Annotated in this window: 8 protein-coding genes; all 8 read right to left on the bottom strand. The window is 59.4% G+C overall.

The genetic code is table 11. The annotated features are described in order from the left end of the window. Window positions 1-241: 241 nt before the first annotated feature. Entirely contained in the window at window positions 242-1,864 is a 1,623-nt protein-coding gene (locus tag C440_RS06215) for a glycosyl hydrolase family 18 protein (protein ID WP_008319369.1), read from the bottom strand. Between the two features lie 960 nt (window positions 1,865-2,824). Beyond that, complete coding sequence (locus C440_RS06210; RefSeq protein ID WP_008319367.1) at window positions 2,825-4,669, bottom strand: IucA/IucC family protein; 1,845 nt, start codon at window positions 4,667-4,669, stop codon at window positions 2,825-2,827. After that, window positions 4,666-6,225 carry a lysine N(6)-hydroxylase/L-ornithine N(5)-oxygenase family protein gene (locus C440_RS06205; protein ID WP_008319366.1) on the bottom strand — a complete coding sequence of 520 codons (1,560 nt, stop codon included), beginning with the start codon at window positions 6,223-6,225 and terminating at the stop codon, window positions 4,666-4,668. The genes C440_RS06210 and C440_RS06205 overlap by 4 nt, the downstream gene beginning before the upstream one ends. Beyond that, on the bottom strand, window positions 6,218-6,817 hold the full coding sequence (locus C440_RS06200; protein ID WP_008319364.1) for a GNAT family N-acetyltransferase: 600 nt from the start codon (window positions 6,815-6,817) through the stop codon (window positions 6,218-6,220). Before C440_RS06200 ends, C440_RS06205 begins: the two co-directional genes overlap by 8 nt. Beyond that, window positions 6,814-8,613, bottom strand: coding sequence for an IucA/IucC family protein (locus C440_RS06195; protein WP_008319362.1), 1,800 nt, complete (start codon window positions 8,611-8,613; stop codon window positions 6,814-6,816). Before C440_RS06195 ends, C440_RS06200 begins: the two co-directional genes overlap by 4 nt. After that, entirely contained in the window at window positions 8,610-10,112 is a 1,503-nt protein-coding gene (locus C440_RS06190; RefSeq protein WP_049915491.1) for a pyridoxal phosphate-dependent decarboxylase family protein, read from the bottom strand. Before C440_RS06190 ends, C440_RS06195 begins: the two co-directional genes overlap by 4 nt. 35 nt (window positions 10,113-10,147) lie before the next feature. Next, on the bottom strand, window positions 10,148-11,515 hold the full coding sequence (locus C440_RS06185) for a diaminobutyrate--2-oxoglutarate transaminase (protein WP_008319358.1): 1,368 nt from the start codon (window positions 11,513-11,515) through the stop codon (window positions 10,148-10,150). A gap of 515 nt (window positions 11,516-12,030) precedes the next feature. Further along, window positions 12,031-13,395, bottom strand: coding sequence for a cytochrome P450 (locus C440_RS06180; RefSeq protein WP_083893998.1), 1,365 nt, complete (start codon window positions 13,393-13,395; stop codon window positions 12,031-12,033). Window positions 13,396-13,468 lie beyond the last annotated feature (73 nt).

Raw genomic sequence — 13,468 nt, 5'->3', positions numbered from 1 at the left:
CACTTCCGGGGCGGTATCCGGCGCCCCAACGGCGTCTGCCGATTTACACGACCGCACCGACTCGCTGGCGACGGGTACCGTACCGAGTAGCAATTATTAAATATTTATGAAAAATAAATTTTAGCATACTATAATTGGATTTTGCGGCCGCTATTCGACGCCTCCCGCCGTCCGGGACGCGTCGCAGTCGGCGTCTGTACTGCTCGTGAGTCGGGTTCCGCGAGTGTCGTGTGCTTCCGTTTTAGAGGTGTTCGAGAACCGTGTCGAGTAGCACTTCGTTTTTGTCGCCCGAGAAGGCCCAGAACATCAGCCCGCCGATATCGTTGTTGACGGCGTAGTCCGTCTTGATGCCGACCGACTTCGGATTGTCGTAGCTGACGAGCACGTCCGAACTCTTCGAGTAAATCCACGGGACCTTGGCCGTGTCGTCCCAGTAGTACTCGTATTCGGAGCTAGGTTTGAGGTTCTTGTTGATGTCCCAGAACTCCATGATACCGTTGTCCTGTCCCCACGTCCCGTCGGGCGACCCATCGAAGGACTGGTAGAGACCACCGTTGTCGCTACTTGCGACGTTTCCGAAGCTTCGGCCGTAGAACGGCAGTCCCATCGAGAGTTGTGAGCTATCGAACGCGGTGTTCGCCCAATAGCTCATCGCGGCATCGACGTTGAAGTCGGCCGCACGCGGGGATGGGTCGTTCTCCTTGAAGTACAGCGGACTCTGGTGGTTCGTGTATTCGTCGAAGGCTCCGTGGAAGTCGTACGTCATGACGTTCACGAAGTCGAGCAGACCGGTGTTCTGCTGGTGGTCAAGCCCTTCGTTTTTCTTCGGGTCCGCGGACAGCGCGGTCGTCAGCAGGTACTCTTGGCCGTCTTCTTTTTCTGCGGCGTCGAGTTCGGTTCTGACCGCATCGAGCAGGTCGGAGTACCGCTTTTTGTCGCCGTCGCGGACGTTGTTCCCGGACTTTCCGCCACCGCCGGGATACTCCCAGTCGATGTCGAGACCGTCGAAGTTGTGCTTGCGCATGATTTCGACGGCGGTCTTTGCGAACCGCTGTCGGTTCGCTTCGTTCTTCGCGGCGTCCGAGAAGTACTTCGAGTCGTTCCAGCCGCCGATGGAAAACAGGAACTTGGTCGTCGGGTCGTCAACGAGTTCGTCGAATCCGGTGTGGTCGTGCCACGATTCGGGTTCGAGGACTCGCATCGCCGCGTTCTCGCTGATGTAATCGACGGTCCCGTCCTGTTTCACCGTCAGGAAGGCGTAGTTGACGTGTGTAACCTTGTCCAGCGGGATGTCGCCGGGGTTGTACTCGCGGTCCCACTGCGCCCACTGCATGTAGTAGCCGACGACGCGCTTGTCTGTCGGCATGCCGCCGTCGCTCGCGGTGATGACCTTCGTCGTCGAACCGCTCGCGCCGGAGTCGTCGGTTACGGTCAGCGTCACCGTGTACTCGCCGACCGAACCGTAGGTGTGCGACGTGGTTTTCCCGGTACCTGTCGTGCCATCGCCGAAGTCCCAGTCGTACTGGGTGGCTGTGTCGCCGGACCCGCTCGCGTCGAACTGGACGGTTTCACCGGGATTGATGACGAGGTCGCTCGCGGTAAACGACGCCTTCGGGCCGTCGCCGCCACCACCGGCCTCGCCGATCTGTTTCCACATGTTGGCGTCGGTGGTCGGCTCGTCGCCTTTCGTCCACCACTTCGCCTCCCAGATATAGCCGTTGTGAGTGACTCGGTCCCCGCCGGTATAGGTCGCTTCGGGGTCCCACTTTGGGGGGTTCTCTGCTGCTGCGGCCGTACCCGCGCCACCGAGGAGCGCGAGCAGGGCTGACGTGTTCCGTAGGTAGCTTCGTCTGCTCTGTTTCATGATTCGGGCGGACCGTCCGACTGCGCACTCATGTGTGCAGTATTGCCGAACGTATCCTGTACAGTGATTGTCTGACACACTATAATAATTCTACGGCCAATGATATTTTATCCGACATAGGCTCAATGTTTGAAGCTCATATACCGCCAGTATTCGACCGACTGCGTGCCGATTCGGGTGGTCGTATTCGCACTTGCGTCGTCAATGATTTCGTAATAGTAACAACTCATTCTCCTCGGCTTCCGGTTCCATTTTACTCCAAAAGCAGTCTACTGGTCGTTAAACCTCCGAATTACCTATTTTTGGTGCTTTGTTTTTCCACGAGCTTATCGTGTGGCTTCATCCCGTATCTCCCCGCTCCTCGACATTCTGTTTCGTAATGCGAACGCCCGTTCGGATTCTATCGTGTCTTGCGATTATCGAGCACCCAGCGAAGCCGACCGACCACTCCATTACGGGCATACTCGTGTAATGGGAATCGTGTCCGTTGGTGGTTCCTTCTTGAGTTCGGCGGCTGGACCCGTTGGTTTGAGACGAGCGTTATTCGGTATCCGAACATCTCTATTACAACCATACGCGTGTAATTAGCCACCTGAACTGGAATTCTCTCCCGTGATTTGATTGTCATACGCTTTTGGCCACTCGTCTCTGGTTCCCCAGTCCGTACGCAGTTCTGTTCGATTTCCATTGGCTATTTTCACTACCGAGTTAGAATCTACATCAGCGTGAAAAACAGCTACGCGGCTACTCGAAAATGGCCATCCGTAGACCAATCACTGCGTATTCTACCCTCGAATCAAAATAGTGTGCTTAGTGCTATTAATGTGCCTGCTTGTCTCATCCGTTGGCATATTGGTTCAATTGGTCCTATATTGTTTTCGAATATCTGGGTATTATTATGTAAGTTTTAAAAATAAGGGTTCTCGGTGTCTCCAGCGAACTATACGTTCGAACGCTCCGCTACTCGTTTGTCGGTCCCGTCTGAATCGTCGGTTCGATATCCGCAAGCGCGTTCGAGACGGTGCCGTAGGACTCGACTTCGGGTGGCGCGTGGTCGTCGCTGTAGCCGTATTCGACCAGTCGGTTCCGGTTCAGACAGAGTTTTTCGTACTCTGGTTTGAACAGGTCGAACAGGTCGAATCGCGCTTCGAGTTCCGGGAACTTCGATTGGTACTCCTCGATAGTCGCTCGAACGTGCCGCCAGAGCTTGCGCTCTTCGTACCCCTCCCGGCGATTGAGCAGGTCCGCGACGTAGCGGAGCACGCAGACGAACAGCGTGCCGACGATGTGCTGGCACATCCCCTCGGGGGGACGCTGATGGATAATCTCGTCGTGTTCGTACAAGCCGTCCGGCAGTCGGTCGAGTTCGGGAAGCCAGACTTCGCTGACTGCGATTTCGTCCACGTAGTCTTTGATGGCGAGCCGCGTCGGCACTCCATCTCGCAGGATGAGCATCGTGTTCGTCCCGTGGGGCATGAAGACGAGTCCGTACTTGTAGAGATACTGCAGGAGCGGCGGGAGCAACACGTCGAAACACTCCGACAACCACTCGTCTACGGAGCACCCGGCGCGCTCGGCGAGTTTCGAGACGATTGGTCTCCCGTCCGTGTCTTCGTGCATAAGCGCCGACAGCGGGAGTACCTGCTCGTCGTCTTCGACGAGTGATTCGACGCTCTCGCGCCAGACCGCGCCCAATAACTCGTGGTACTGGTACGGCGCGTCTTCGAGTTGTGAGAACTTCGGGTGGTCGTAGTTGATGCTCGCAATCTCCCCCGGTAACACGAGATTACAGTCGTCTCTGAGGAACGAATCGCCGTCTCGAATCGACTTCACGTACTCCGTGACCCGCGGTGCTTCGAGCGCCTGCGTCCCCGGCAGACCCCGGTAGACGATGGTGTTTAGTACTCGAATGGGGACTTTGACGTGCGGCTTTTCGGGGTCTGAAACGTTCGTGAGCGTCCGCACCGACTGCTGTGGGAGATACGTGTTCGGCCCGGTTCCGAGCGGGACGATTGCATCGGTCGCAATCTCATCGGCGAACAACTGGCTGACGGTGTTGTTCCACTGCCACTCGTGGACAGGGAGGTAGTAGTACGAAGCCGGGTCGTGACCCTGATTGCGGAGTCTGTCGGCGAACTCCGCGGTCGTGTCCCCGAGTTGTTGGTCCAGGAGCGACTCGTAATCGAGACCGTCCACGCTTCGGAAGTCGGCGACCGCTCGATGAACGGCGACCCACACGAGCGACTGTGGGTTTTTCAATTCGGGCGCGTACGACCGGTAATCGTCGTAGCCGAACCCGATTCGACCTTTGTTGATAGTGAACCACGGGTGACCCTCCATCTCCCCTTCTATCTCGGGGTAGTCCATGTCGAGGATGCTCTTTTCGACACCAGACTTTCGAGCGTCGATGTGCGCGTCGGCGAGGAGCGTGTTGTTGTACTCTCGAACGAGGTGGCTCGCCGTTTCGGGCGCGACGCCGAGTGATTCGCGGGCATCGAGGAGGAACTGTACGGCGTCGGTCGCGTCGGTCCACTCGCTGTCTTCCTTGCGCTCGATGCTCTCCAACTCGACACGGTAGCTATCGAACGGCCGCGACATCGCCTCGAATCGATAGGCGACGTCGTCGTAATCGAGTCGATACTGCGTCCACTCGCCGTCCTCGCGGTCACCGTCGCTCTCCCGTTCGGTCGGTTCGAGCAACTCCTCGTAGAGGAACTCCTCGATCATCTTGGCGAGCAGTTCGCGGTTGACACCGGTCCACCGCCCCGTTTCGAGCGCCGTCGTAAGTGTGTCTCGTCCGTTCATCTTTGTCTCTCCATCGAGGATGTTATCTGTGTGTCTCGTCCGTCAACTGTTTCGAGGAACTCCTCGACCGCGAAGTCTTGGAAGACCGTATCTTCGTCTTCCGGGTAGACGGTGCGGTCGCAGAGTTGGTTCACGATATGCGCGTTTCGGTAGCATCCTAGCCCGAGGTCAGGCGCGCCGACCCCGTGGGTGTGCAGTTCCGCGTTCTGGACGAAGATGCGGCCCGTCACGTCGTCGTCCGTCCGGAGGCGGTAATCTTCTGTGACGCAGTATCGGCCCTGGTCGTCCCACTCGATAGCGGATTCGAGCGGCGACAGAAAGCCGGGTGTCGGTCGGTGATAGCCGGTCCCGAGAATCACGACCTCGCTGTCGTGGGTAAACCGCGTTTCGGACTGCCACTGCTCGCAAACGAGGAGATATCGCGGGTCAGTCTCTTCGGTGCGGTCGCCTCCGATACGGTCGATATCGGTGACTTCCGTCATCGCAAACAGCCCCACGTCGGGGTCACGGTCGCCGATGGACCGCCGGTAGAGCATGTCGTAAATCTCGGCGCTGGTGTTTACGTCGATGCCTTTGTACAGCAATCCTTGCTCGGGGTACAACTCGTCGCGGGTCTCCTGTGGGAGGTCGTTGAAGTACTGCGTGTACTCCGGCGTGAAGTGCTGTAGCCCGAGTTTCGAGTACTCCATCGGGAAAAAGCCCGCCGACCGAGTGAGCCAATCGAGGCGGTAGTCCGCGTCGGCCTGCGCGTTGAGCAGGTCCAAAAAGACCTCCGCCGCGCTCTGTCCCGACCCGATGACGGTAATCGAATCCGCGTCGAGACAGCGGGCCTTGCGATTTCGGTAGGCGGCGGTGTGGAACACGTCACGCTCTGGGTGGCCGCCGAGGGCGTCCGGAACGTGCGGGCGACTGCCAACGCCGAAGATGATGTCCTCCGCGCGATAATAGTGCTCTTCGCCGTGGTCGGGATGGCGGGCGATGACCTCGAAATAGCCGCCGCCGGCGTCGGCCGCATCGCCACCGTCGCTGGCGTCGTCGCCACTGCCAGAATCGCCGGAACCGTCTGCGCCGCCAGTGTCGCTTACGCTGTCGTTGCCCTCACACCATCGGATATCGGTCACGCGTCGCTCGAACCGACACGACCCGAGTCGTTCACTCACCCACTGGAGGTAGTCGTTGTACTCTCGGCGAGGAATTTGGAACCGCTCGTAGAAGTAAAACTCGTAGATGCGGCCGGTCTCGCGGAGGTAGTTCAGATAGCTGTGCTGACTCGTCGGGTCAGCCAGCGTCACGAGGTCGGCGAGGAACGGCACTTCGAGTGTCGTCCCCTCGATGAGCATCCCCTCGTGCCACGCGAACTCGGCGTCCTGTTCGAGGAAGACGGCATCGACCTCGTCGTCGGCGCTGTCGAGAAGCGCCGCGAGACCGAGATTGAATGGGCCGAGACCGACGCCGAGTACGTCGTGAACGGGTGTCTCACTCTCCTTACTCTCGGAGCCATCTTTCCTTCCACTCTCACCCCCGTTTTTCGGCTCGCGCTCACTTCGGTCACTCATCGTACGCACTCTCCTCGTAGAATCGGTCACGCTCACAGTGTACGAGCATGGCATCTTTGTCCGGAAGCGAAATCTCCCCTTTTCGGTCGAAGTGACATTTATCCAAGACGTGGTGTGTGCGCTCGCTTCGGATGTCCGGTTCGCCGACGATACGCTTTGCGTCGGTCGTCTCGAACTGAAACGCCGTAATTGCCTGAATCATGGCCGTTCCGTAGCCACGGGCGACGTACTCCGGCGGACCGAGAAGCACGTGAATACCTCTGTCGTCGGGGTGTACGTCGTAGCACTCACTGAGGACGTCGTCTTTCGCGTCGTACGTCTCCCAGTAGCTCATCGGCACGTGGTCGATGTAGCCGATGTACAGCGTGAGGTGGTCGTCGCTCACCTTCGCGTCGAGTTCTAACCGGAACTCGGACCGGGGCAGGTCGAGTTGCCAGTCCGGTTTCACGTGGTCGTAGCCGAACCACGTGTGGAGGCGGTCGAAGTCCCGCTCCAGTTCGAGTTCGGCGAAGCCGATGGTCCGGTCGATTGTTTCGTCGTACACCTCGTAGGCGTACTCTTGGCGCTCGGTCTCCACCGTCGCGGCCGTCACGGTGAGACCACCTCCAGTTCGCTGACGAGCGGGTTGTCGATGTCAACGTACACCGACTGGTTCGCTAGCGACCCGACGAGTTCGTCCATATCGTGGAATCGCGTCAGCAGGTTCGCCTTGCACGGCACCGTCGGCTCCGTGAGGAGTTCGTCGAGGAACGACGACGACGCGCGGTCGAACTCTCGAAGTGATTCGAGTTCCGCACGCAGTAGTTTGAGGAGTCGCGTTTCGTCGGCGAGGCCCGCGGTCCCGAAGGCGTTGATGAGACCGAAGGCGTTGTTGAGGATGATGTAGTACCGGAGCCGTTCGTCGGCAATCCAATCGGGACAGACCGACTCCGCGCGGTCGCCGATTCCCGGGAGGTGTTCGTCAACCCTGTCGTGAATCGACTCTGGCAGGTAGTAGCCCTGATTGTCGCGGTAGTAGAACGTGTCCGGATAGCCGTCTTCGAGCGACAGCACGCTGTTTTGTTGGTGGGCTTCGACGCCCAGTCCGCGCTCCAGATAGAGCCACAGAATCGGTCGAACCGACCGTTCGAGGTACTGCTCGAACCAGTCTTCGCTCACCGCGTCCGTCGAGCGCCCCTCGCGTTCCGCGAGCGTTTTGATTATGGTTGCGAGCCGCGAATCGCCGTCGCCGACGTGTTCTTGACACAGACCAACGACGGGCGTCGCGTTCATCGCGTCCGCGCCACGGAACGGGTTCTCTCGGAGGACCGTCTCGAATCCGGATTCGCCGTCACCGAGGTCGAGCGTCAAGTAGCCGGGGTCGGAGACGATGTCGAACGAGGGGAATCGCTCGGCGAGTTCGTCGCCGAGTTCGGTCTCCAGTAGTTCGGTGACGGCGACGCCTCGCTCCAACTCGTCGAGTTTGTTGGTTCGTTCGGAGTTGGTGATTTTGACGTTCAGCGACGCCTTGACCATAAACGGCGAGTCGGGAGCGTACAGCGTTCGCACCGACGATGTGGGATGGAACTCCCGGCCGACTTGGCCCACATATTCGAGTCCGTCGCCGAGATGTTCTTGGACGTGCGGTTGTTCGCGCAGATAGCCAGCCTGCCACGGATGGACCGGAAGCAGTACGTCGTCCGAATCGACGTGCTCGGAGACGAACGATTCGGGGACGTTCTCGTCTTCGCGGAGCGTCTCTTTGACCCACTCGGACGCGGCTTGTGTGCGCACCGATTTCTCTTTGACCAGCGACGGGTCCGCCTTGAAATACGCCAGCGGGAACGCGCCTCGAAGTTCCGGCGCGTACGTCTGTTCTTTGTGTGGTGGGATTCCCTGTCGGCTCTTCGGCGTCGGATGCAACTGGTGGCCAAACACGAGCGACTGCTCGGCGTCTCGGAACGAGGTGTCGAAGCCGTAGAGCCGCTCCGAGTCGTCCGTTCGTGCTTCGACGAAGCGCTCGATGTTCTTGTGGCTCTTGATAACTCGCAAGAGTAGTTCGTCACCCGCGCCCGTATCGTCACGTGTTCGTTTCAGCTCCGTCGTGACGAGATTCACGAGCGTCGGGTAGTCGAGTTTCAGCGTCTCACCGTTCGCAATCCGATAGACTGCGGGGAGGTCGAACTGGTGTCGGCCGGTCAGCGACTCGTACTGAAGCGGGACGTAGATGGTTACTCCCTGCTCCGGAAGCGACGCGCGGATGACGTCGTCGGTGTCGGCATCGAGCGGCGCGTCACGCTCGGAAATAACGTCGTAATCACCGGTTTCTCGGAGATAACAGTTGAGGAAACTGTGGAGTGTCGCAGATTCTGCGGGCGCTACGGAGTCGTCGATGTCTGTTTCGTTCATGAGTAGAGTTCGTCGGGGTTGGTTTCGAATTCGGTACCGCGAGCGACGACCGATTGCAGAAGCGAACGGATATCCTCGCGTGTCGTCCGAGGATTCAGAAGCGTCAACTTCAGACAGTTGATGCCATCGACGGTCGTTCGCGCGATAACCGCCTCACCGTCTTCGAGAAGCGAATCACGAATCGCCTCGTTCACGCGCCCGGTCCACGCTTCGCGCGTCGCGTCCGCCGGAACCGACTCGGGGACGTACCGGAAGAGAACGACGTTCAACGGCGAGTCGTGAATGACGTGTAAGTCGGGGTCACGGTCGATAAGTTCGACCGCTTCGGCGGCGAGGTCGATGGTGTACTCCATCAGCGAGGCGAGACCCTCGCGGCCGACCGCCTGCATCGTGACGAACGGCTTGAGCGCGTCGAACCGTCGGGTTGTCTGCACCGATTTCGACACGAGGTTCGGTACGCCGGCGTCGTCGTCGCGTTCGGGGTTCAGATACGCCGCGTTCCGGTCGATGAGGTCGTAAGACGACTCGTCGCGGACGAGAATCGCCCCACAGCTGATGGGCTGATAGAACATCTTGTGGAAATCGACCGAGATGGAGTCCGCGGATTCGATGCCGGCGAGTTTGTCGGCGTGCGCGTCACTCAACGCGAGCGCGCCGCCCCACGCGGCATCGACGTGGAACCAACAGTCGTACTTTCGCGCGCGGTCGGCCAGCGGTTCTATCGGGTCGATACTGCCGAAATCGGTCGTTCCGGCGGTGGCGAAGATTGCGAACGGCCGGTTTCCGTTCGCGCGAATATCGACGATTGCCTCGTCGAACGCCTCGACCGACAGACGGTACTCGGTGTCCGTCGGGACGGTAACGACCGCGCTTTCACCTAATCCGAGTTGCGCCGCGGCCTGCTTCGCGGTGAAGTGAGCCGCCTCCGAACAGAGGATGCGGAGGTCTCGGGCCTCCGGAGGCAGTCCGTTTTTCTGTGCATCGACGCCGTACTCTTCGATTAAGATCCGGTTTCGAGCGAGTAACAGGCCGACGAAGTTCGACTGCGTGCCACCGCTCGTGAAGACGCCGTCGCTTTTTGTTTCGTCGTAGCCGAACAGAGCACACAGTTCCGAGATGAACTGCTGTTCGAGGTGGGTCGCCGCGGGGCTTTGGTCCCACGAGTCCATCGACTGGTTCGCCGCGGTCAAAAGCACTTCCGCGGCGAGTGCCGGCACCATCGGCGGACACTGTAGATGCGCGATGCAGTGCGGGTCGGAGACACCGACGGAGTTGCGAAGAACCGGGCTGGCCCGGTCGAGCGCCGCCTCCAATCCGTCGCCCTCGGCGGGAAGCATTTCGAATTCGGCGAGTGTGTCCGCCAGTTCTTCGGGAGCCGCACCGGAGTACGGCGTGGCGTTTTCGAGGAACTCCCCGAGAACGATGTCGCACGCCTGTTCGATTGCCGCTCGATAGGTCTCTCGGTCCGCCTCGTCGTCTCCGAGGAACAGCCCTTCCATGTCCGGTTGTTCCTCCCAGAGCTGTTCTGCGTTGCTCACGCGAGCACCTCCTGTGACCGTCCGTGACGCACCGATTCGACCGCGGCTTCGACGGCGTCGTCGAAGATGCGACCGATTTCGTCAACGTCGTTCTGCGAGACGATAAGCGGCGGGAGGAACCGGACGACGCTACTGTGCCGCCCGCCCAGTTCCACGATGAGACCGCGCTCGAAGCAGGCCGCCCGAACGGCATCCGCGAGGTCCGAATGCACCGGGTAGTGGCCGCACGCATCGGGTTCTCCGGACGGGTCGACCATCTCGACGCCGAGCATCAATCCGCGACCGCGAACGTCGCCGACGGCGTCGTGAGCGTTTGCTGTCGATTCGAGGTGTCCGCGCAGGCGTTCGCCGACGCGTTCGGCGTGCTCGTGGAGATTATTTTCCACGACGTGTTCGATGGTTGCGATACCGGCGGCCATCGCAAGTTGGTTCCCACGGAACGTTCCGGCGTGCGCACCCGGTTCCCACTCGTCGAGCGAGTCGTCGTAGACGACGACTGAGAGGGGAAGCGACCCGCCGACGGCCTTCGAGAGCGTAATCGCATCCGGAACGATATCGGCGTGTTCGAACGCGTATAGCGCTCCTGTCCGGCCCAATCCGGTCTGGATTTCGTCCACGATGAGCGGGATGTCTCGCTCGCGGGTCATTCGTCGAATCTCGCGGGTCCACTCGTCGGCCGCGGGAATCGCTCCGCCTTCTCCTTGGACGAGTTCGACGACCATTCCGGCGGGGTCCGTGATGCCGCTTTCGGGGTCGTCGAGCGTGTTTTCGACGTACTGGCTGGCGAGTTTGTGGCACCGGTCGCCACCGACGCCGAACGGACAGCGGTACTCGTAGGGATACGGCAGGTGGTGGACGTTCGGCATGAGTCCGGCAACGTCAGCTTTCGGGTCCGTGTTGCCCATCAGACTCAGCGCACCGTTCGTCATGCCGTGGTAGCCGCCCTGAAAGCCGAGCATCGAGCGGTTCCCCGTGGCGGTCTTGACCAGTTTGATCGCCGCTTCGATAGCGTCGGTCCCGGCGGGACTACAGAACTGGATCCGCGCGTTGTCCGAGAACTCGTCGGGAAGCGTCCCAAATAGCGTGTCCACGAATCGCTCTTTGACCGGCGTCGTGATGTCCAGCGTGTGGAGCGGCCGGTCTTCCGCGAGAACCGTCTCCATCGCTTCGACCACTTTTGGATGATTGTGGCCGAGCGCGAGCGTTCCGGCCCCGGCAAGACAGTCGTAGTACTCAGTACCGTCCATGTCGGTGACGGTTACCCCTTTGGCCTCCTTGATGGCGTGCGGAAGGTTCCGCGGGTAGCTTCGCGCGTTCGACTCACGCGCGGCCTGCTTGGTGAGTAGCGTTTCGTTGTCGGTCATCGCCTTGTCCCCCGTCGGTTAGTCGCTTGAGTGTCGCAGTCCGCCATACAGTTTTAGGTCGGCCTAAAACAATAAAATTCTTTCTGCCGATTGAAAATTCACCAAAATTCATATTATTCAGATGCCTCTATCCCCCTGTGAGTCGGCACGTCGGTGCCGACTCTGTGCGCAAGCCATCGGGGGCCTTGGGTTTGCTTACACGGTCCCGCCGACTTCGACACCGATTTGCTGTCGAGGCGTCAGCCCGAACCGTGTTTTTAGGCTCGCCTAAAGTATTAAAGAGGTTTCGAACTCCTGTCAGACTCGCACGCGGGCACACCATATAGCAACGGTAGAAAACGAACTGTTGTCTTCCCTATCTTTCCATCTTTGTTCTCCGCCTACACGGTCATTTCGAGCGCTTTACACCCACGACACGCTCAGTAACTCAACGCTCTCTTTCGGGGTTGGTATCCGAAGAAATAGGGGTAGCGTCGTTGTACCACTCACTCGACAATCCAGCGTCGAGTCCGAACCTAGCGCTCGGTACCTTCTCTAGCCGAGCGCTTTTGCACGCTCACGGTGACCGTGTCGGCGGGTCGCGTCGAAAGCGACGGGGTGACGTCGAGCGGTGCCTCGGAGACGATTTCGAAGTCGAACTCACGCAGAAACATCCCGAGAACGATTTTCAGTTCCAACTTCGCAAACCGCTCTCCGATGCACCGACGCGGTCCGGCCGCAAACGGGAAGTAAGACCCCGGAGACAGCGACGACCGAAACTCGTCTGTCCACCGTGACGGCCGGAACTCCGACGGCGAATCGAACACCGTCTCGTCTCGGTGGACCACCCACTGCGGCAGTACGACAATCGTCCCTTCGGGGATTCTGTAGCCTCCGAGCGTTACGTCTGTCGTCGGTTCGCGGAAGATGCTGTACGCCGGCGGATACAGCCGTAGTGATTCGTCGATGACGCGTTCTAACCACTGCGAGTTCCGCACCTGTTCGAGAAACTGGTCGTCGTCGAACGAATCGACTTCGGCTCGTGTCCGCTGTAACACCGATGGTGTCGTTCCGAGAAGGTGTATCGTGAACGTCAGCGCCAGCGCCGTCGTCTCGTGACCAGCCACGAGCATCGTCACAATCTCGTCCCGTATCTCGTCGCGTCCGAACGCCGCATCCGACCCGCCGTGAGTGAGTAGTTTGGACACGACAGTCTCTTTGTTTCCGTCGCCGCGAGCGTGTGACTGGATAATTCTCTCGACTACCGAATTCAGTTCGTCGAGCGCTCGCTTGTACCGCCGGTTTCCGGGCGTCGGAATCCACTCCGGGACGTAGATATACGTCTCTCCGACCTGCTCGTAGTGCGCGAGTACCTGTGCGAACGACTCTTCGAGATTCAACGACGCTGACCGCGTATCGACGTCGAATAGGGCCTCCGAGATTATCGCTAACGTCAACTCCTGCATCTCGCTATCGAAGTCCAGAACGTCCCCGTCGGTCCATCTCTCGAACTGGCGGGCGGCCTGGCCCTGAATCACGTCGGCAAACCGCTCAGTTTGTCGCGGATGAAACGCGGGTTCGAGCGCGTGTCTGTGTTCGCGCCATTGTTCGCCTTCCGCAAGAACGAGTCCTTGCCCGAGGAGCGATGCCGTTACTCGCTTTTGGAACCCCCCTTTTTCGAAGTGTTCGTTTTCGTCGATGAGAATAGTTTCCACAGCAGTCGGGTCGGCGACGATTGTCAGTCGCTTTCCTGCGACGGTCAATCGCACGATATCGCCGTGCGTCTCGACCAAATCCGACATCCAATCGAGTAAATCGTGTCGCAACAACTGATGGGTATTCCCAAGGAACGGTATTCCCCCCGGACCGGGTGGGTCACCTAATACCGTGTCATCTGTCATCACCTGTTATTCGATCAATCAGTACATTAAATCCACAGTATAACACCGCATTCGTGATATAGTTTCAACACAA

The sequence above is a fragment of the Haloferax mucosum ATCC BAA-1512 genome (assembly GCF_000337815.1).
Taxonomy (GTDB): Archaea; Halobacteriota; Halobacteria; order Halobacteriales; family Haloferacaceae; genus Haloferax; species Haloferax mucosum.
Note: the sequence above shows the minus strand (reverse complement) of the source record. Positions and strands in the feature narration are given on the sequence as shown.

Bases quoted from the DNA above. Each gene is read 5' to 3' on its own strand.
- C440_RS06180 (WP_083893998.1), bottom strand. From the start codon at position 13,395: ATGACAGATGACACGGTATTAGGTGACCCACCCGGTCCGGGGGGAATA.
- C440_RS06195 (WP_008319362.1), bottom strand. From the start codon at position 8,613: ATGAACGAAACAGACATCGACGACTCCGTAGCGCCCGCAGAATCTGCG.
- C440_RS06210 (WP_008319367.1), bottom strand. From the start codon at position 4,669: ATGAACGGACGAGACACACTTACGACGGCGCTCGAAACGGGGCGGTGG.
- C440_RS06205 (WP_008319366.1), bottom strand. From the start codon at position 6,225: ATGAGTGACCGAAGTGAGCGCGAGCCGAAAAACGGGGGTGAGAGTGGA.
- C440_RS06215 (WP_008319369.1), bottom strand. From the start codon at position 1,864: ATGAAACAGAGCAGACGAAGCTACCTACGGAACACGTCAGCCCTGCTC.
- C440_RS06185 (WP_008319358.1), bottom strand. From the start codon at position 11,515: ATGACCGACAACGAAACGCTACTCACCAAGCAGGCCGCGCGTGAGTCG.
- C440_RS06190 (WP_049915491.1), bottom strand. From the start codon at position 10,112: ATGGAAGGGCTGTTCCTCGGAGACGACGAGGCGGACCGAGAGACCTAT.